This is a genomic window from Nesterenkonia aerolata (genome assembly GCF_031470965.1).
GTDB classification, from domain to species: domain Bacteria; phylum Actinomycetota; class Actinomycetes; order Actinomycetales; family Micrococcaceae; genus Nesterenkonia; species Nesterenkonia aerolata.
This window is the reverse complement of sequence record NZ_JAVKGR010000002.1, coordinates 305,419-322,902: the sequence shown is the minus strand read 5'-3', so window position 1 is coordinate 322,902 and position 17,484 is coordinate 305,419. Positions and strand designations below refer to the sequence as shown.

Here is a 17,484-nt window from a genome sequence, read left to right as displayed (position 1 = left end):
CTGCGCAACGAGTTCCCGGATTATGAAGGGATTCTCCCGCCCCGACCTCTTCCATGACGCGATCCTTCGCTGAGCCCCTACCTCAGGAGATAATTGTCCGACAGGCCCTTGGACAATCGCCCTGGAACCACAACCTCATGCTTCTCAGTAAGCTCAAAGACACTCAGACTCACCTTTGGTATGCCGAGGAAACACTAGGGAAGGGCTACTCCCGCAACGTCCTGGCAATGCAGATGGATACTGCTGCATGAAAGCGAGTGGGCGCAGCGGCCACAGACTTCTCCGACATTCTGCCGAAGCCAGACCCAGATCTCGCGCTCTAGTCATTGAAGAACCTATAAATTTGGACTTTCTGGATCTTGAAAACGAGGCCAAATAGCGTAATGATGGAACGGTTGCCGCTGCCAAATAATCACATCAGAGATAGAGTATAATTCAAGACCAAGCTGAAGACTTACGGATTCACACCTTCCAAGCCCTCCGCTCATGGCTGGAGATTTCAACACGCGCGCACCTGGTGCCCCGACTCCGGACCAGACTTAGAAAACCCATCTCGAATAAATGCGACACCATTGATCAATATTTCGCCACGCTATAAATGTAAATTTATACGACTCGCGAACTCCACACTAAATCTGAACTTTACTGTTTTATAAATTTACCCTTTATTCATCGGAAGAAGATCCGGAAAAGGTCCGGACGGGCCTCCAATCAGCCCTTTCGGGCCTCAGGGAAGATCAGCGGCTGATAAAATTCCAGTCTTTGTCGCGCGGTCTGTATGGAATGAAATCTCGCGGTTCCCGGGCCGGCATCTGCGACTCGTGCCTCCTGCACGGGACCCATGGGAAACCCCATCTAGTTGCTAAGCGCAACCTATCACACAATGAGAGTCTACTCCTCCAGTGGGCTGACTCCTATGAACTCAGCGAGCAGCTTAGGGTTACGATGCTGATCGTACTGCTGAAGCAGCTTGATGTACCGAACTTTGTCCAGCTCCCAAACGTATTGCCAAAGGTCCTCGGTACCCTGAGCCGCGAGAAAGACAAGATCTGCCAGCAGGCGCGTAGTTCTGCCGTTGCCATCAACAAAAGGATGTATCCGTACTGCTTCTGCATGAACTGCGATCCCCAGCTCACGGGCACTCCAGTCCTCAGTGTGCTCCCAGTGATACCGGATAGTCTCGAGGGAGTTTCGCAGCTCTACCGCGATCAGTTCAGGAGCGACACCGATATTCAGTTCGCGCTTCCGATAGGTACCTGCCCAAGTCCAGGTATCTCCATAGAGCTTCTGGTGGAGCTCTCTGAGAAAGAAGTCGCTCACCAAGTCATCAATCTTTAGTTCTCCCTCCAGGACTGGGATCACCAGTTCTTCGGCAACTTCCTCCTGGACGGCTTGTTCAAGGTCGTAGATGCCCGCCTTCGTGATGGGCTCTCCAAGAAGTTCCCTGATAGACGGTAGGAGAGCGTCGGCTTCATCAGGAGAAACCGGCGTGTCACCATAACCAGGGATAAACGACATCAGGCACGCTGTCGACGCTCAGCTAGAAAACGGTGCACTCGCTCTGAACGAACGTGCCCAACAGGGACGGCCCGTCCCTCAAGCTTGGCCGACTCTCTAGTGGATCGTACAGCGAACCGTCTGATCGCTTCTTTGCTGACGATACGACGCTTCACAGTTCACCCCTTGTCTCGACTTCGTACTGGGTCTCTGGCCCAGATTCTATCGCGATGAGCCCCCACCATCGGATTTCCGTCATAATCCACAGGTCTTGCCTGGCGCCCTAGGAGCGAACTCTCACCTGTTCCTCCATCAGTACCGACGGCTATCCCAGATCAGCTGCACCGGCATACTAGATGAGGCCGCTTGTCGTGCCACTGCTGCTGAGAGCACAACCGCCACACCCTCCGCTCAGAGACCCTGTGCCCAGCAGTGTGGAGTTCATCGGCGATGAACCGGTGTCCGAACTCAGGATCATCGGCGTGGATGTCGTAGGCGGCGTTGAGCAGGTGGGCATCCTGCCAGTCCCGATGGCTGACTGGGGCTGCTCCCCATTTGTAGAAGGCTTGTTTGGAAAAGCCCAGGACCCGGCAGGTCACCGCCACCGGGACTCCGGCGGCGGCAAGGTCACGGACCAGCGGGAAACTCATTTTGGGCGGGAACCTCCTAGTTTCAAATTCGCCTGCGACAGATAGGCGGCCGCTTCGCGCAGAACCTTGTTCTCCTGCTCCAGTTCATGGATCCGGCGCAGCATCTTGGCCTGCTCACGAGATTCTTCAGGGTCGTTAGAGGGCTCAATACCACGTTCGCGCAGTCGAGAGCCCTTCACCCAGGCCTGCAACGCAGATTTCGAAACTCCAAGATCAGCACAGACCTGCTTCTGGGTCATCCCACCAGCGATGAGATCCAGCGCTGTCTGCTTGAACTCCTCGGTATAGAACTTCGGCATGACTCACTATCCTTCCTGCTTCCTAAGCAGTCGTGAAGTCAACCGAACCTTCAGCAGACCCGATACTGATGTTCATCTGTGCTCTCCTCTGTCCTTCGGATGGAGGCACGAAAAAGGCCCGGACCTGCAGAAACCTGCAGGTCCGGGCCTCCCATCAGCCCTGTCGGGCCTCGAGCAAGCTCTGGGGTCTTAGAAGTCCCAGTCCTCGTCCTCGGTCTCCACGGCCTTGCCGATGACGTAGGAGGACCCTGATCCGGAGAAGAAGTCGTGGTTCTCGTCGGCGTTGGGGCTCAGGGCCGAGAGGATGGCCGGGTTCACGTCAGTCACGTCCTTCGGGAACATGGCCTCGTAGCCCAGGTTCATCAGCGCCTTATTGGCGTTGTAGTGCAGGAACTTCTTCACATCCTCACTCAGGCCCACCCCGTCGTAGAGGTCATGGGTGTACTGGACCTCGTTCTCGTAGAGCTCGAAGAGCAGCTCGAAGGTGTAGTCCTTGAGCTCCTGCCGGCGCTCCGGGGTCTCCTGTTCCAGGGCACGCTGGTACTTATAGCCGATGTAGTACCCGTGGACGGCCTCATCGCGGATGATCAGCCGGATGATGTCAGCGGTGTTGGTCAGTTTCGCGTGCGAAGACCAGTGCATCGGCAGGTAGAAGCCCGAGTAGAAGAGGAAGGACTCCAGGATGGTGGAGGCCACCCGCTTCTTCAGACCGTCGTCACCGTGGTAGTAATCCATGACGATCTGTGCCTTGCGCTGCAGGTTCTCATTCTCCCGGGACCAACGGAAGGCATCATCGATCTGCTGAGTCGAGCACAGGGTGGAGAAGATCGACGAATAGGACTTCGCGTGCACCGACTCCATGAAGGAGATGTTGGTGTACACCGCCTCCTCATGCTGGGTCAGCGCATGCGGGATCAACGCCACCGCCCCCACGGTCCCCTGGATCGTGTCCAGTAGGGTCAGCCCGGTGAAGACCCGCATCGTGAGGGTCTTCTCCTCCTCGGTCAGCGTGGACCAGGACTGGACATCATTGGACAGCGGTACTTTCTCCGGCAGCCAGAAGTTGTTGACCAACCGGTTCCAGACCTCGACGTCCTTCTCATCCTGCAGACGGTTCCAGTTGATCGCCTCGACGTGATCGAGGATCGTGCTTGTCTTAGCCATGGCGGCAGTCTCTCCCTATGCAGCAGCTCCGGTGATCTCTGCTCCGGAGCGAGGTCTGATCGTACGGATATCTCACAACATGCAGGACACGCAGCCCTCGACCTCAGTACCCTCCAAGGCCAGCTGACGCAGACGGATGTAGTAGAGGGTCTTGATGCCCTTCTTCCACGCGTAGATCTGGGCTCTGTTGATATCCCGGGTAGTGGCGGTGTCCTTGAAGAACAGCGTCAACGACAACCCCTGATCCACGTGCTGGGTGGCCGCCGCGTAGGTGTCGATGATCTTCTCGTAGCCGATCTCATAGGCATCCTGGTAGTACTCCAGGTTGTCCTCGCTCATATACGGCGCCGGGTAGTACACCCGCCCGATCTTGCCCTCTTTGCGGATCTCAATCGGAGAAGCCACCGGGTGGATCGAGGAGGTGGAGTTGTTGATGTAGGAGATCGAGCCCGTCGGCGGCACCGCCTGCAGGTTCTGGTTGTAGATCCCGTGCTCCATCACCGAGGCCTTCAGCTCACGCCAGTCCTCCTGGGTGGGGATGCGCACATCGGCGAACAGCTCCTGCACGCGCGCAGTCTGCGGCACCCACACCTGCTCGGTGTACTTATCGAAGAACTCCCCCGAGGCGTACTTCGACCGCTCGAAGCCGTCGAAGGCTTCCCCGTGCTCCATGGCCAGCCGGTTCGAGGACCGCAGAGCATGGAACAGCACCGTGTAGAAATAGATGTTGGTGAAGTCCAGCCCTTCCTCAGAGCCGTAGTGCACCCGCTCACGCGCCAGGTAGCCGTGCAGGTTCATCTGCCCCAGACCGATGGCGTGCGAACGGCGGTTGCCCTCAGCGATCGATGGCACCGAATCGATGTAGGACATGTCCGAGACCGCCGAGAGCGCCCGGATCGCTGTCTCGATGGTCTGCCCGAAGTCCGGGGAGTCCATCGTGGTGGCGATATTCAGCGAGCCGAGGTTGCAGGAGATGTCCTTACCGATCTGCGAGTAGTTCAGATCGTTCTGGTAGACGCTGGGCTCCGAGACCTGCAGGATCTCCGAGCACAGATTGGACATGGTGATCCGCCCGTCGATCGGGTTGGCCCGGTTCACCGTGTCCTCAAACATCATGTACGGGTACCCGGACTCGAACTGGATCTCCGCCAGAGTCTGGAAGAACTCCCGCGCGTTGATCTTGGTCTTGGTGATCCGTGCGTCGTCGACCATCTCGTAGTACTTCTCAGTCACCGAGATCTCTGTGAACGGCTTCCCGTAGACCCGCTCGACGTCGTACGGGGAGAACAGGTACATGTCCTCGTTCTTCTTCGCCAACTCAAAGGTGATGTCCGGGACGACGACACCCAGCGAGAGCGTCTTGATACGGATCTTCTCATCCGCGTTCTCCCGCTTGGTGTCCAGGAAGCGGTGGATATCAGGGTGATGGGCGTTGAGGTACACCGCACCGGCGCCCTGCCGCGCCCCCAGCTGGTTGGCGTAGGAGAAGGAGTCCTCCAGCAGCTTCATCACCGGGATCACCCCGGAGGACTGGTTCTGGATCTGCTTGATCGGCGCACCGGCCTCGCGCAGGTTGGTCAGCGAGAGCGCCACCCCGCCACCGCGCTTGGACAGCTGCAGGGCCGAGTTGATGCCGCGGGCGATGGACTCCATGTTGTCCTCGATGCGCAGCAGGAAGCAGGAGACCAGCTCGCCGCGCTGCTTCTTCCCCGCGTTGAGGAACGTCGGAGTCGCCGGCTGGAAACGACCGGAGACGATCTCATCGACGATGCGCTCTGCCAGGGCACGATCTCCGCGAGCCAGGTGCAGGGCCACCATGCAGACCCGGTCCTCATAGCGCTCCAGGTAGCGTTTGCCGTCGAAGGTCTTCAGCGCATACGAGGTGTAGAACTTGAACGCGCCCAGGAAGGTCGGGAAGCGGAACTTCGCCGCGTAGGCGCGCTTGAACAGGGACTTGATGAAGGCGAAGTCGTACTGCTCGAGCGTCTCGGTCTCGTAGTAGTCATGCTCGACGAGGTAGTCGATCTTCTCCTCGAGGTCATGGAAGAACACCGTGTTGGTGTTGACGTGGTCGAGGAAGTACTGCCGTGCGGCGAACCGGTCGGCCTCGAACTGGATCTCCCCGTTCGGCCCATACAGGTTCAGCATGGCGTTGAGCTCGTGGTAGCTCAGCCCCTGCCACTCCGGGGGAAGCTCCTTGTGGGAATGCGTCCGGTGACCATGGGTCCAGGTGCGCCCGCTGGGTGCTGTCACTGCTGTGTCCAAAATTCTTCCAATCCCTTCGTCACGACGGCCACATCTTCGGCAGTGCCCATCAGTTCGAAGCGGTATAGGTGCGGAACCCCGCATTTGCGGGCGACGATGTCCCCGGCGATGCAGTAGCTGTCATAGAAGTTGGTGTTGCCCGCGCCGATCACTCCGCGCAACAGAGCCCGGTTGGACTCGACGTTGAGGAACTTGATGACCTGTTTGGGCACCGATCCCCGACCACCCGCCGCACCATAGGTCGGCAAGATCAGGACGAACGGCTCGGTGGCCCGCAGGGTCTCATCCTTGGTCCGCAGCGGCAGCCGGGCGGCCTGGTCATCGGCCAAGCCCAGCTTCGTCACGAACCGGTGGGTGTTGTTGGAGGCCGAGGAGAAGTAGATCAGCTGTGCGGCGGTCTCCGCCCCGGGTGCCGGAGTGTGCGGCTTCCCCGGAGCCCACGCCTGGGACGGGGCCTGTGCCATCTGCATGGCGGAATCCTCCTGCTCCGGACGCCGGGAGTCACCCGGCTGGTGATGTGGCCGGTTCAGGCCACAGAGCTGGCGGCTGAGGAGGTCAGGGCAGAGATCTTGTCCGGGCGGAAGCCTGACCAGTGATCGTTGTCAGTGATGACCACAGGGGCCTGCATGTAGCCCAGTGCCCGCACCCGCTCCAGCGCCTCGGCATCCTGGGAGATGTCGACGGTGCGGTAGGTGACGCCGTTCTTATCCAGGGCGCGGTAGGTCGCGTTGCACTGCACGCAGGCGGGCTTGGTGTAAACGGTGACTGACATGGCGGTCCCCTCTCATCTGGTCGAGGAAGTTGGCCGGTCCGCCTATCGAAGGGCGACCCGGGAGGAAGCAACGGCTCAATACTACATCTTGGGGCCGGCCGAGTCAGCCACCACTAGATGCTGTACTTACACCGCTGTGATCTCTCCACCGGATATGCACAACCGCTGTGGAGGAGGACAACCGCGTGCTCATGCGGAACGGGGCACTGCCCAGCCGATTCCTCCACAGGTGTGGACGGTGCCCCTCCACTGCGGAGACCAGGAAAACCAGCTGTCATCGACCGGCGTGTCCCGGCGTGTCGGCACCGCCGAAAGGGGGCGCCACAGGCAGTGAGACACCATATGTGGTTCGCCATGCCGCTGGAAGACTCAAGATGTAGTGTTCGTCACTGAAGCGATGCGACCCCGCGCCTGAGCCACCTGACGGGCGGCCTCGGCATCGCCGTCGCTGGACTCCGCCGCGATCTGCGCCCGGACCAGCCCCAGATAATGCTCTCGCTCCTGCTGCACCCTCCGGGCATCCCAGCCCAGACGAGCAGCCAGGATCTCCAGCACCTCATCGACGGCGCCTGCTCCCCGGTCGGCAGACTCCTGGAACAGCCGGGTCCGCCGGGTGAGGACGTCGTCGAGATGCCCCACCGCCTCCGCCTCCGCCGCATAGACGATCTCCGCGCGCAGATGCCGCGGAGCCCCGGACAACGGCTCCCCCAGCCCGGGATCCGCACTGATGAGCGCCAGCACCTCACCGAGCAGACTGCCGTAACGCTCCAGAAGCCGCTCCACCCGCTCCGGCGCCCAGCCATACCGCCGGGCGATCTCCTCGGCCCGTTCTACCCATTCGCCGTACCCCTGAGCACCGAGCAGCGGCATCGCCGCGGTCAGGCTCGGCCGGTCCCGGAAGCTGCCGTCGAGGGCGAAGTCCACCACATCCTCGGCCATCACCCGGTACGTCGTCAGCTTCCCGCCGGCCACCCCGGTCAGCCCGGGAGCGAGCTCCACCACCGTATGTTCCCGGGAGACCTTCGAGGAGCCACCCTCAGCCGACCGCAGCGGCTGGACCAGCGGACGCAGCCCGGCCCAGGTGCCCCAGACGTCCTCCCGGGTCAGATCCTCACCGAGGACCTCATTGGCATGCTCCAGCACATAGTCGATGTCTTCGGCCGTGGGCGCCGGAGCATCCACCGCCTCCTGCCAGGAGGTGTCCGTGGTGCCGATCGCCCAGCAGTCACGCAACGGGATGAGGAACAGCACCGACTTCTCCGTCTGCGAGATCACCCCGACCCGCCCCGAGGCGGCGATCCGCTCCTTCGGCACAGTGATGTGGATCCCCTTCGACGCCAGGACCCGCAGCCCGGACTCAGTGCCGGCACGCTCCTCGGCCTGCGTGGTCCACACTCCGAGCGCCGTAATCGTCTCCCGCGCGTAGACCCGATGCTCCTCTCCGGTGAGCCGATCGCGCAGCGCGGCACCGATCACCCGGCCCGCTGCATCACGCAGATACTCGGTCGCCTCCATCCCGGTGCTCAGATGCGCCCCCAGGCAGTGAGCAGAACGGGCCAGTGTGAGCACCAGACGAGCATCATCGACCTGGGCATCGTGATACTCCAGCCCGCCGATGAACCGTTCACCGTCCAACCCCGGAATACGCTGACGCAGACCTCCCCGGCTCAGGTGCCGGTGGAACGGCACCGCTCGGGAGGCGGCACCACCGCGCAGCGATAACGCGTCGTAGAGGGAGACGCCGGAACCGACGAAAGCACGTTCGAGCACATGCTTCTCAAAGGGGAAGACGAAGGGCAGCGCACGCACCAGATGCGGTGCCGTACGCCTCAGCAGCAGATCACGTTCCCGCAGCGCCTCGTGGACCAGTTTGAAATCGAGCATCTGCAGGTACCGCAGACCACCGTGGACCAGCCCTGAGGACCGCGAAGACGTCCCCTGAGCGAAGTCCTCCGCCTCCACCAGGCCCACCTCCAAGCCTCGAGTCGCCGCATCGAAAGCCGCACCGGCACCGACGACACCACCGCCGATGACCAACACATCCAGCGGCTCATCGGCAGTGGTCTGCGCGAACCGCTCCACCGCCCGGGCACGGGCTTCTGCATTCAGAGGCTGTGGTCTCACCAGGATCCTCCTGACTTCTGCGGCTGACTTCTGGGGCTGGCTTCTGCGGACGGCTTCTCACCCTCGCCGTCGTGCTCAGCGCCTTCACCGACGCTGCTGGCCCCAGCCTAATCAGCCCGCCCGCGGCTCGTCGCCCACCGGAGTTCCCCGCCCGCGCCACAGAGCACACATTAGAGCACACACAGGAGCACACACAGAGCCGGCAGAGGAGACAGCGCAGACAGGGCAAGCAAAGCAGTATCCGGAAAGCAGAAACAGTGTCCGGAGAGCAGAGAGGAAGCATCCAGGCAGCACGCGTATATTCGTCACCACTATGACTTCGCCCTGGCCCGAGCACTCTTCCCCACTCTCGGAGGACTCCCGGCACCCAGACCATGCCGAGGGGTCCTCCGGATCCGAAATGACGCGCAGCACCCCGGCCGGAAGCCTGCGCGACCCCGACGGCGGCATCGCCGGCGCCCCCACAGATGCCACGGAGGTGCGCGGTGATGAGGAACGTATGTTCCAACAGCTGCTGCAGACCGTGCGGCAGAAACGCTCCGAGGACGACACCGGCGCGATGCCCAGCCTCACCGAGATCCGTCGGCAGATCACCGAGTTTCAGCTGCACTATAAGTTCGGGATGGACCAGGTGCTCACCAAGATCACCATCCTGCGCGAGGAGTTCGAGCACACCCGGGACTACTCCCCCATCGAACACGTGAACTTCCGGCTGAAATCCTTAGAACGCATCATGGACAAGGTGCAGCGCTACGGCATCGAACCGGACCTGAGCGTCATCCGCGATCGCATCCGCGACATCGCCGGTATCCGCATCACCTGCTCCTTCGTCTCCGATTCCTATTGGATCGCTGAGATGCTCTGCAGCCAACCGGATCTGCGGGTCATCGAGGTCAAGGACTACATCAGCCGCCCCAAACCCAACGGGTACAAGAGCCTGCACGTGATCCTGCAGGTGCCCGTCTTCCTGTCCAACCGGACCGAGCTCGTCTACGTGGAGGTCCAGATCCGCACTGTGGCGATGGACTTCTGGGCCTCCCTGGAGCACAAGATCTACTACACCTATTCCGGGGAGGTCCCCGATGACATCGTCGCCGATCTCTACGACGCCGCCCAGCGGGCGGCCGCCCTGGACCGGCAGATGGCCGACATTCGGGACCGGGTCTCCAGCCTGAAGGCCCAAGCGCCTAAACCGGGCGAAGGTGCCACCGGAGACGCCCCACCGGCGCAGAACCGCCCCGACGGCGGCCGGTGGTTCCCCGAGGCGGCCGAAGACGGCACTGCGGATACGCGGGAGAAGCCGGAGACCGACTAGAACGGCGGGGTGCGTGCCCGTTCAGTACAAGAGCCTGTTCACACCCAGAGCTGGGCGAAGTGCTGGATCGGCCCATGCCCGGCGCCGACGTCGAGGTCCTCTGAACCCTGCAGCGCCTGGGTCATCCATTCCTTGACCGTGGTGACCGCCGCCTCCCAACTGAAGCCCCGGGCGCGCAGCGCCGCCAGCGCGGCCGAGACCGAGCAGCCGGTGCCGTGGGTGTTGCGGGTATGGACCCGTGGTGAGCTGAAGCTCAGAGTCTGCGCCCGAGAACCTGCCGCGGCCGGGCTGATGAGCAGATCGGTGACCTCCTCACCGGTATCCAGATGCCCGCCCTTGGCCAGCACCTGCACGCTGTGGGCGTCGGCGACCGCTTCAGCCTGAGCCACCAGCTCCTGCGCTGTGCAGGCCTGATCGGCCCCCGCCAGCAGCGCCAGCTCCGGCACGTTGGGGGTGATCAGATCCGCCCTGTGCACAAAGCCGATGAGCGCCTCTTCGGCCTCAGCGACCAGCAGCCGGTCCCCGGAGGTGGCCACCATCACCGGGTCAAGCACCAGCGGCGGGTGATCATCCAGACCGTCCCACCAGGTGGCGACGGTCTCGACGACCTCGGCCGTGCCGAGCATGCCGATCTTCACCGCGTCGATGGCCACATCGTCGGAGACAGCACGCAGCTGTGAGCTCAGAAAGGACATCGGCGGCAGGTGGATCTCCCGGACCCCCTGGGTGTTCTGCGCCACCAACGCGGTGACCACAGACATCCCGTAGCTGCGGTGGGCGGCGAAGCTCTTCAGATCCGCCTGGATCCCGGCGCCACCCGTCGGATCAGTGCCGGCGATCGTCAGGACGTTGGGGATCGGGCGGGTCAGTGTATGCGTCATCAGCAGGCATCCCTTCGCGATGAATAACCATGATCAGGTTCAGCGGGTGTACTCTCAGCCCGTCATGCGATGAGGAGGCAGAAGCCGACGACGTCGTCCCTGCGCCCCGACACGACAAGCACCCCGTGCCGAGAGGGAGTCTACCGGGTACCTGGTCAGCGGCTGAGGAACCCTCAGAACAGCCTGGACACCGGCGCGGTGAGTTCCGGGGCGTCATGAGCGACGTTGCCCACCGCCGCATCGACCTCCCGCAAGTTCCACTGGCGTGCGTCATCAACCGCTGCCGGGCGCAACCCGGCCAGAGCCGTCTCAGCCCCGGCGCCGTCCCAGGCTTCCGGCTCCAGCCAGCGATCGAGGGTCTGCCGGGTCAGCACCAGGGGCATCCGATCGTGCAGACGGCTCAGCGCCGACAGCGCAGGTTCATCCGGGTGCTCAACCGGGTGCTCATCCGGTGCGGCACCGGTGAGGATGGTGGTGGAGAGAATCCAGGGTGCCGGGTCGCCGGCCTCACGCAGCTGGGGGTCTTGCCACCACTCATAGAGTCCGGCGAAGAGCATCAGCGAACCATCAGCAGGGGTGATGTAGAAGGGCCGACGCCGCGTCTTCCCGGTCTCGGGGTCCTGCTCCACCTGCCATTCGTAGTACCCCTGGGCGGGGACCGCGCAGCGCCGCCGTCGGACTGCGGCCCGAAAACTCGGTGTGGTCGCAGCAGTCTCGCAGCGCGCGTTGAACGTCTTGGCGGAGAACCTGGTATCGCTGGCCCATCTCGGCAGCAGACCCCACCGGGCGGGGTGGACCTGCCGTACGGTGGGGTCTGTACCGGATGTACCGGCCCCTGCACCGGACCCCGCACCAAACCCAGTACCGGACCCCGCGCCGTGCTCGAGGTACCGTTCGACGAGGATCGGCACCGTCGAGGTCGGGGCGATGTTGTACGAGGTCCGCAGCTGCTCAGGTGCCGGGATCTCCGCATCGAGAGCATCGGCCAGCTCCCCGGCGCGCAGCGCCATCACGTAGCGTCCGCACACAGCACCCTCCCCTCACTCACTCCGGCGCCGGTTTTGGCTCCGGCCTCGATTCTGGCTCCGGCCCTGGTTTTGGCTCCGGCTCCGGACACACCGGGGCGACTCACCAGCGCAGCCGCACCCTCAACGGATGACCAGCCCCGGGCAGCACCACGTGATCCGCACGTCCGGCCAGCACCCCGGCCAAGGGATCCCAGGAAGGGTCCTGCCCCGCCGCGCGGACGACGTCGAGCTCAGGGACGAGGACCTCACGGATGACCTGCACCATCAGCCAGATCAGCGTGGCCATATGCAGCACGATGCCCACGCCGTAGAAGATCTCCACTCCCAGATGCCCGGCCCCGAACTGCCCACCGGAGGTGATCTTCGCACTCATCATCCACACTGACGCCCAGTGGAAGACCTCCGCAGCCTGCCACACCACATAACCGGTCACCTTGGGACGGGCCAGCACCAACAGGGGAATCAGCCACATCACGAACTGCGGCGAGTAGACCTTCCCCAAGAGGATGAACGAGGCGACGATCAGGAAGCACAGCTGCGCGAGTCGCGGCGGGGTCGGTGCCGCCCAGCCCAGATACGCGATGGTCAGACAGCACAGCAGGAACAGGCTGTTCTGCAAAGTGGAGAACGCGGCACCGTCCAGCCCGGTCCACTGGAAGGCCAACCACATCGAGGAGAAGCTGACCTCGCGCTCAGAGGAGAACACATAGAACCGTGACCACTGCTCAAAGGCCGAGAGCATAAAGGGCACATTGACCGCCAACCAGGTCACCGTCGCGGTACCGGCCACCAGCACCATCGAGCGGATTCTTCCCGCACGGACACAGAGCACCAGGATCGCCCCGAGGAAGAACAGCGGATACAGCTTCATCGCCGTACCTAATCCGATGAGCACACCGGCCCAGCCGGGCCGCCCGCGGCCCCAGAGCAGCAGAGCGAAACCGCCCAGGAACACCGCCCACATGTCCCAGTTGACGCTGATGGTCAGGATGATGCCCGGCGCCAGCGCCACCATCAACGCATCACGACGGCGCTGGCCGGCCGAGAGCGCGGTGATGACGACGACGGCGAACCAACAGGCGATCACCAGCACCATGTTGATGTCGAAGAACAGCAGTGTGCGCTCCGCACCGGAGCCCGAACCAGGGACCAGCAGGGCCGTCAGCCCAGCGACCACAGCGATCAGCGCCGGGTACTCCATCACCTGGTCATCAGGGACTGCGTCCACAAAGGGGAAGCGACCCTCAGCCAGGCCCCGCTCGGTGAACAGCAGGGAGAAGTCCGAATAGCACATGTGGATGTGCTGGCCCGGATCCGTCCAGCCGTTGGCCCGGCACCACTGGACCGAGAGCACAGCGGCCAACGCCGCACAGACTGAGGCGACGAGCAGCACCGCCAGCAGCTTCCCCGAGAGTCCCGCGCGGCGCTGCCCCGGCTCGCGCGTCGTCATGGTGGTGCTCATCGATCCCCTTCTCCGACGGACTGTGCCGGACCGTCGGCATCCTCTCCCCCGCGGCCGCCTGGTTCGCAGTGGCGCTGCGGCCGACGCCAGGACACGGCAGGCGAGGACAATTCTCGCAGGCGCGCCCAGCCCTCGGAGCGATTCCACCGTTCGGAGCGTCGACTGATGTCGAACAGCTCCGCGGTGTTGGGGTCGAAGAACAGCAGATAGACCAGATAAGCCAGGCCCACACCGACACCGATGAGCTGGACAGTGGTCGCATCGATCCACTGCGCCACTGAGACCTGCAGGACGATGACCCCGACCACCAGCAGAGTGATCAGCAGGCTCACCAGAACCAGGATGCGCCCCCGGTAGACGTGGACAACCGCGAACAGCGGCAGCAGCCACAGCAGGTACCACGGCTGCAGCACCGAAGACAGCACCACCACGACGGCGAGCCCATAGCCAGCCCACAGCACCGGGTTGCCGAGCCGAGGCCGCAGCAGAAGCCAGGCCACCACCACACCGGAGAACAGCCGGACCACGGCGAAGAACACCGCGGCGACGGTGTCAGCGTCCACGGCGGTCACTGCGGCGGCGGCCTCCCCCAGCCCCAGGCCCAGCAGACCCACCGGTGCCGCGGGCAGGGCCGCCGAGCCCGCGCCCAGTGCGGCGGGGATCCAGCCGAAGCCGACTCGCAGGCTCAGGCCCAACACGCCCAGCACCAGCACTGCGATGACACCGATCCAGAGCCACTGGCGCAGCCGCGCCCGCCGGGAACTGGTGTCGGACAGCAGCAGAAGCACGGCGAAGGGCACCACCACCAGGGCGATCGGTTTGATCGTCACGGCTCCCAGCAGCAGCCCGGCGCCCCACCACCTGCGCTGAGTGAGCATCGCCCAGCAGCCGGCAACCATCAGCCCGATCATCAGCGCGTCGTTATGCGCAGCGGCGATGAACACCAACAGGCTCAGCGGGTTCAGCAGACACAGCCACAGCGCCCAGGAGGCATCCGATCCCAGACCTTCTGCCAACCGCGGGATGAAGACCACCATGAGTACGACGCCCAGCAGACTCAGCAGCCGGAACAGCACCACTGCGGCCTCGGGGACGTCATCGGAGGAGAACCAGATCAGACGCGCCAGCGCCAGGAACAACGGACCATACGGCGAGGGCGACTCTGCCCAGAGCCCGTCGGCACCCTCAGCGAACCATCCGGGAAGCTCCGAGATCCCCGTCTCATACGGGTTCAACCCGGCGTGCAGCGCACGGCCCTGCGCGATATAGGAATAGACGTCTCGGGAGAAGATCGGCACGGTGAACAGCAGCGGCGCACCCCACATGACCAGCGCTCGCCGCAGCACCGGCACAGCGTGGGGGCCCCAGCCGCCGAGACGTTGAGAGATGCGCAGCCAGGAACGGACCAGCAGCAGGGAACCGAGGGCCAGCAGCACGATGCAGGTGACCACCCCCGCAGTGGTAGTCCGCAGCGGCAGCAGCAGCGGATTGACCACCAGCACGGACCCCGGTGTGGTGGCCAGCCACCCCACTCCCCAAGAGCCGACCATGATCAGCAGCGAGCCCAGCATCCCCTGACGCAGCGTATGAGAGGCCTCCGCCTCCTCCCCGCCGATCAGCCAGGACGTGCCGGGGAATCGCCCCAGAAGGTCACGCAGTCCCGAGGCCGCCCGGGTCAGCCGGGAATCACGCATCCGGACCCGTCTCCTGGTTCGTGCCCGGTGAGGTGGTATTGGGTGAGGTGGTATCGGGCCGGAGCTCCTGGCCCCCTCGGCCGCGACGCCGACGTCGGACCCACCATCTCATCAGCCCCAGATGATGGAGCACCACCCAGCGAGTCCCCGGATCGAAGAGCGCCAGCCACAGAAGGCACACCCAGGAGATGACCTGAGACAGCACGATCATCTGCTGGTCCATCTCCAGGAACTGCCAGATGGAGAGCTGGTCAGCGGCACCGAAGGCCAAGAAGAACGCCACCGTGAAGGCGACCCAGGTGAACTGCCAGTCTCCTCGGCGGATACCGGTCACCGCGAAGAAGGGCAGCAGCCACAGCAGGTACCAGGGCTGGATGATCGGTGAGAGCACCACCAAGGCCGTGAACGCCCACATCATCCGCTGGATGAGGAAACGATCAGCCCCGCGGAACATCAGGGCTACCACGATGAGCACGGAGAGCACCCGGGCGATGTTCTTCAAGGTGTCCAGCGTCCAGAAATGCGGGATGCCGATGGCGTCCAGCACTGTGGTCATGAACGTGTCCATGATGCCTAGCGGAGACCAGAACACACTTCCCGTGCCGGTGCCCGCCAGCACCGTGACCCAGCCGAATCCGTACCCCTGGACCACACCGATCGTCGTCAGCAGCGCGGCGGCGAGGCCCGCCGTCATCGCCCAATAGGTGAAACGCCGCCGCCAACTCGCGCCCGGACCCGCCCACAGCAGGCCGATGAACGGCAGCAGGACCATCGTGATGGGCTTGACCCCGATGGATAGGACGATGAGCACCACCGCCACCACGCCGCGGCCGCGTGCCGCGCAATACACACCGGCCAGGGCGAAGCCGACCATCAGGGCATCGTTATGCGCCGAGGAGATGAAACTGAGGATCAGCAGCGGATTGGCCACCGCGATCCACTGGGCGCGGGCCGGATCCACCCCGTGGAGCCTGGCGAGCCGAGGAATGAAGACCATCATGAGCACTACGCCGGCGGTGCAGATGAGGCGGAAGAGCAGGATCGCGAGATCGACGTCCTCCCCGGCGGCCCGCATCACGGCGGCCTCCGCCCACAGGAACAACGGACCGTAGGGGGTTTCATCCTCCGCCCAGGTGATGTCCGTGCCCAGCTGGAACCAGTTGGCCAGATGCGAGACCCCGGTGGTGTAAGGGTCCTCACCGGCGAGGACCAGCCGCCCCTGACCCAGGTAGGCGAAGACATCCCGGGAGAAGATCGGCACCACTACCAACTGCGGCAGCGACCACAGGATGACCGCGATGTTGACCGTGCCGAGTGCCGACTCACCGAACTCCCGCAGCGCACGGCCCAGGCGCAACCAGGCGCGGAACATGATCCAACAACCCAGTGTGAGCGCCACCGTACAGCCGATGACGCCCTCAGGCTCCGTGCGCAGCGGGATGACGAACTCGTGACGGGTCAGCCGGGAAGTACTGACCAGCCAGCCGACGCCCAAGGACCCGAAGAGCACGAGCACCGAGCCGATGAGCCCTTCGACCAGTGGCCCGAGCGGACGAGGTCGGCTGTCGGTGGGATCGTCCTTGCGCCCCGGCATAGGCTGTGGGCCGCCAGGGTCAGCCGTGCGAGATTCGCCGGGGCCGGCCACGTCGGTCATCAAGACAGAAAGATATCATCGGGGCTGTGAACTCAGATGCGACACCACTGCCCGAATCCCAGCCTGACCACTCGCTGAGCACGGAACCCGGCCATGAGCCGAGCTCTGTGCGCTCGTCTCCCGGAGGTGACTGGAGCGGGAGAATGGTGTGGATCGACTGCGAGATGACCGGGCTGGACCCAGATTCCGATGCCCTGGTGGAAGTCGCCGCTCTCGTCACCGACGCGGAGCTCAACATCCTCGGTGAGGGTGTGGACGTGGTGATCCGGCCCCCGCAGCAGGCACTGGCTGCGATGGGGTCCTTCGTGGAGAAGATGCACCGCTCCTCCGGGCTGCTCGATGAGCTTGAGTCCGGAATGGAGCTGGCCGAGGCGGAACGCCAGGTGTTGGAATATGTCCGCGCCTGGGTGCCTGAGGCTGGTGTGGCGCCGTTGGCCGGCAACTCAGTGCACGCCGACCGCGCGTTCTTGCGCAAGGGGATGCCCCAGTTGACCGGGCACCTGCACTATCGGCTGATCGACGTCTCCACGCTGAAGGAGCTCGCCCGGCGGTGGCACCCGGAGGCGCTTGCCTCAGCCCCGGTCAAGACCGGCAACCATCGGGCCATGGGTGATATCCGCGATTCGATCGAGGAGCTGCGGCACTACCGGCAGGTGTTCTTCCCAGAGGCCTGAGACGC

16 protein-coding genes are annotated in these 17,484 nt (G+C 63.7%); 3 read left to right on the top strand and 13 right to left on the bottom strand.

Annotation, left to right across the window (positions count from 1 at the left end):
• The first annotated feature begins 53 nt into the window (after nt 1–53).
• Nucleotides 54–251, top strand: coding sequence for a DUF1016 N-terminal domain-containing protein (locus RIL96_RS13310; RefSeq protein ID WP_374761839.1), 198 nt, complete (start codon nt 54–56; stop codon nt 249–251).
• 640 nt (nt 252–891) lie between these two features.
• On the opposite strand, the gene RIL96_RS03950 is transcribed toward RIL96_RS13310, so the two are convergent.
• The 8 genes from RIL96_RS03950 to RIL96_RS03915 form a co-directional block, all read right to left on the bottom strand.
• Nucleotides 892–1,518, bottom strand: coding sequence for a Fic family protein (locus RIL96_RS03950; RefSeq protein WP_310547692.1), 627 nt, complete (start codon nt 1,516–1,518; stop codon nt 892–894).
• Nucleotides 1,519–1,832: 314 nt separating this feature from the next.
• Nucleotides 1,833–2,147, bottom strand: a complete 315-nt coding sequence (locus RIL96_RS03945; protein WP_310547691.1) for an IS3 family transposase — start codon at nt 2,145–2,147, stop codon at nt 1,833–1,835.
• Nucleotides 2,144–2,446: a transposase gene (locus tag RIL96_RS03940; RefSeq protein ID WP_310547690.1), complete on the bottom strand. Its 303-nt coding sequence runs from the start codon at nt 2,444–2,446 to the stop codon at nt 2,144–2,146. Before RIL96_RS03940 ends, RIL96_RS03945 begins: the two co-directional genes overlap by 4 nt.
• A gap of 189 nt (nt 2,447–2,635) precedes the next feature.
• On the bottom strand, nt 2,636–3,610 hold the full coding sequence (gene nrdF, locus RIL96_RS03935) for a class 1b ribonucleoside-diphosphate reductase subunit beta (RefSeq protein WP_310547689.1): 975 nt from the start codon (nt 3,608–3,610) through the stop codon (nt 2,636–2,638).
• Between the two features lie 72 nt (nt 3,611–3,682).
• Complete coding sequence (gene nrdE, locus RIL96_RS03930; protein WP_310547722.1) at nt 3,683–5,782, bottom strand: class 1b ribonucleoside-diphosphate reductase subunit alpha; 2,100 nt, start codon at nt 5,780–5,782, stop codon at nt 3,683–3,685.
• Between the two features lie 77 nt (nt 5,783–5,859).
• Entirely contained in the window at nt 5,860–6,345 is a 486-nt protein-coding gene (gene nrdI / locus RIL96_RS03925; protein WP_310547688.1) for a class Ib ribonucleoside-diphosphate reductase assembly flavoprotein NrdI, read from the bottom strand.
• A gap of 56 nt (nt 6,346–6,401) precedes the next feature.
• Complete coding sequence (gene nrdH / locus RIL96_RS03920; RefSeq protein ID WP_310547687.1) at nt 6,402–6,647, bottom strand: glutaredoxin-like protein NrdH; 246 nt, start codon at nt 6,645–6,647, stop codon at nt 6,402–6,404.
• A gap of 369 nt (nt 6,648–7,016) precedes the next feature.
• Nucleotides 7,017–8,771, bottom strand: coding sequence for a glycerol-3-phosphate dehydrogenase/oxidase (locus tag RIL96_RS03915; RefSeq protein WP_310547686.1), 1,755 nt, complete (start codon nt 8,769–8,771; stop codon nt 7,017–7,019).
• A 400-nt stretch (nt 8,772–9,171) separates the two neighbouring features.
• On the opposite strand from RIL96_RS03915, the gene RIL96_RS03910 reads away from it, so the two are divergent.
• Nucleotides 9,172–10,086, top strand: coding sequence for a GTP pyrophosphokinase (locus RIL96_RS03910; protein WP_310547685.1), 915 nt, complete (start codon nt 9,172–9,174; stop codon nt 10,084–10,086).
• 38 nt (nt 10,087–10,124) lie between these two features.
• Here the strand turns inward: RIL96_RS03910 and thiD are convergent, their stop codons facing one another.
• From thiD to mptB (RIL96_RS03885), 5 genes are all read right to left on the bottom strand, one after another.
• Nucleotides 10,125–10,967: a bifunctional hydroxymethylpyrimidine kinase/phosphomethylpyrimidine kinase gene (thiD, locus tag RIL96_RS03905; protein WP_310547684.1), complete on the bottom strand. Its 843-nt coding sequence runs from the start codon at nt 10,965–10,967 to the stop codon at nt 10,125–10,127.
• 173 nt (nt 10,968–11,140) lie between these two features.
• Nucleotides 11,141–11,995, bottom strand: coding sequence for an SOS response-associated peptidase (locus tag RIL96_RS03900; protein WP_310547683.1), 855 nt, complete (start codon nt 11,993–11,995; stop codon nt 11,141–11,143).
• 100 nt (nt 11,996–12,095) lie between these two features.
• Complete coding sequence (locus RIL96_RS03895) at nt 12,096–13,457, bottom strand: glycosyltransferase family 87 protein (protein ID WP_310547682.1); 1,362 nt, start codon at nt 13,455–13,457, stop codon at nt 12,096–12,098.
• Nucleotides 13,454–15,151 (bottom strand): polyprenol phosphomannose-dependent alpha 1,6 mannosyltransferase MptB, encoded by a 1,698-nt coding sequence (mptB, locus tag RIL96_RS03890; protein ID WP_310547681.1) that lies wholly within the window; start codon nt 15,149–15,151, stop codon nt 13,454–13,456. Before mptB (RIL96_RS03890) ends, RIL96_RS03895 begins: the two co-directional genes overlap by 4 nt.
• Nucleotides 15,144–16,805 carry a polyprenol phosphomannose-dependent alpha 1,6 mannosyltransferase MptB gene (gene mptB / locus RIL96_RS03885; RefSeq protein ID WP_310547680.1) on the bottom strand — a complete coding sequence of 554 codons (1,662 nt, stop codon included), beginning with the start codon at nt 16,803–16,805 and terminating at the stop codon, nt 15,144–15,146. The genes mptB (RIL96_RS03890) and mptB (RIL96_RS03885) overlap by 8 nt, the downstream gene beginning before the upstream one ends.
• A 143-nt stretch (nt 16,806–16,948) precedes the next feature.
• On the opposite strand from mptB (RIL96_RS03885), the gene orn reads away from it, so the two are divergent.
• Nucleotides 16,949–17,479: an oligoribonuclease gene (gene orn, locus RIL96_RS03880; RefSeq protein ID WP_310547679.1), complete on the top strand. Its 531-nt coding sequence runs from the start codon at nt 16,949–16,951 to the stop codon at nt 17,477–17,479.
• Nucleotides 17,480–17,484: the final 5 nt, after the last annotated feature.

Coding starts and splice junctions, on each gene's coding strand:
- RIL96_RS03895 (WP_310547682.1), bottom strand. CDS start 13,457: ATGAGCACCACCATGACGACGCGCGAGCCGGGGCAGCGCCGCGCGGGA.
- thiD (WP_310547684.1), bottom strand. CDS start 10,967: ATGACGCATACACTGACCCGCCCGATCCCCAACGTCCTGACGATCGCC.
- nrdI (WP_310547688.1), bottom strand. CDS start 6,345: ATGCAGATGGCACAGGCCCCGTCCCAGGCGTGGGCTCCGGGGAAGCCG.
- nrdF (WP_310547689.1), bottom strand. CDS start 3,610: ATGGCTAAGACAAGCACGATCCTCGATCACGTCGAGGCGATCAACTGG.
- RIL96_RS03940 (WP_310547690.1), bottom strand. CDS start 2,446: ATGCCGAAGTTCTATACCGAGGAGTTCAAGCAGACAGCGCTGGATCTC.
- orn (WP_310547679.1), top strand. CDS start 16,949: ATGGTGTGGATCGACTGCGAGATGACCGGGCTGGACCCAGATTCCGAT.
- nrdH (WP_310547687.1), bottom strand. CDS start 6,647: ATGTCAGTCACCGTTTACACCAAGCCCGCCTGCGTGCAGTGCAACGCG.
- RIL96_RS13310 (WP_374761839.1), top strand. CDS start 54: ATGACGCGATCCTTCGCTGAGCCCCTACCTCAGGAGATAATTGTCCGA.
- mptB (WP_310547681.1), bottom strand. CDS start 15,151: ATGCGTGATTCCCGGCTGACCCGGGCGGCCTCGGGACTGCGTGACCTT.
- RIL96_RS03950 (WP_310547692.1), bottom strand. CDS start 1,518: ATGTCGTTTATCCCTGGTTATGGTGACACGCCGGTTTCTCCTGATGAA.
- RIL96_RS03945 (WP_310547691.1), bottom strand. CDS start 2,147: ATGAGTTTCCCGCTGGTCCGTGACCTTGCCGCCGCCGGAGTCCCGGTG.
- RIL96_RS03910 (WP_310547685.1), top strand. CDS start 9,172: ATGACGCGCAGCACCCCGGCCGGAAGCCTGCGCGACCCCGACGGCGGC.
- mptB (WP_310547680.1), bottom strand. CDS start 16,805: ATGACCGACGTGGCCGGCCCCGGCGAATCTCGCACGGCTGACCCTGGC.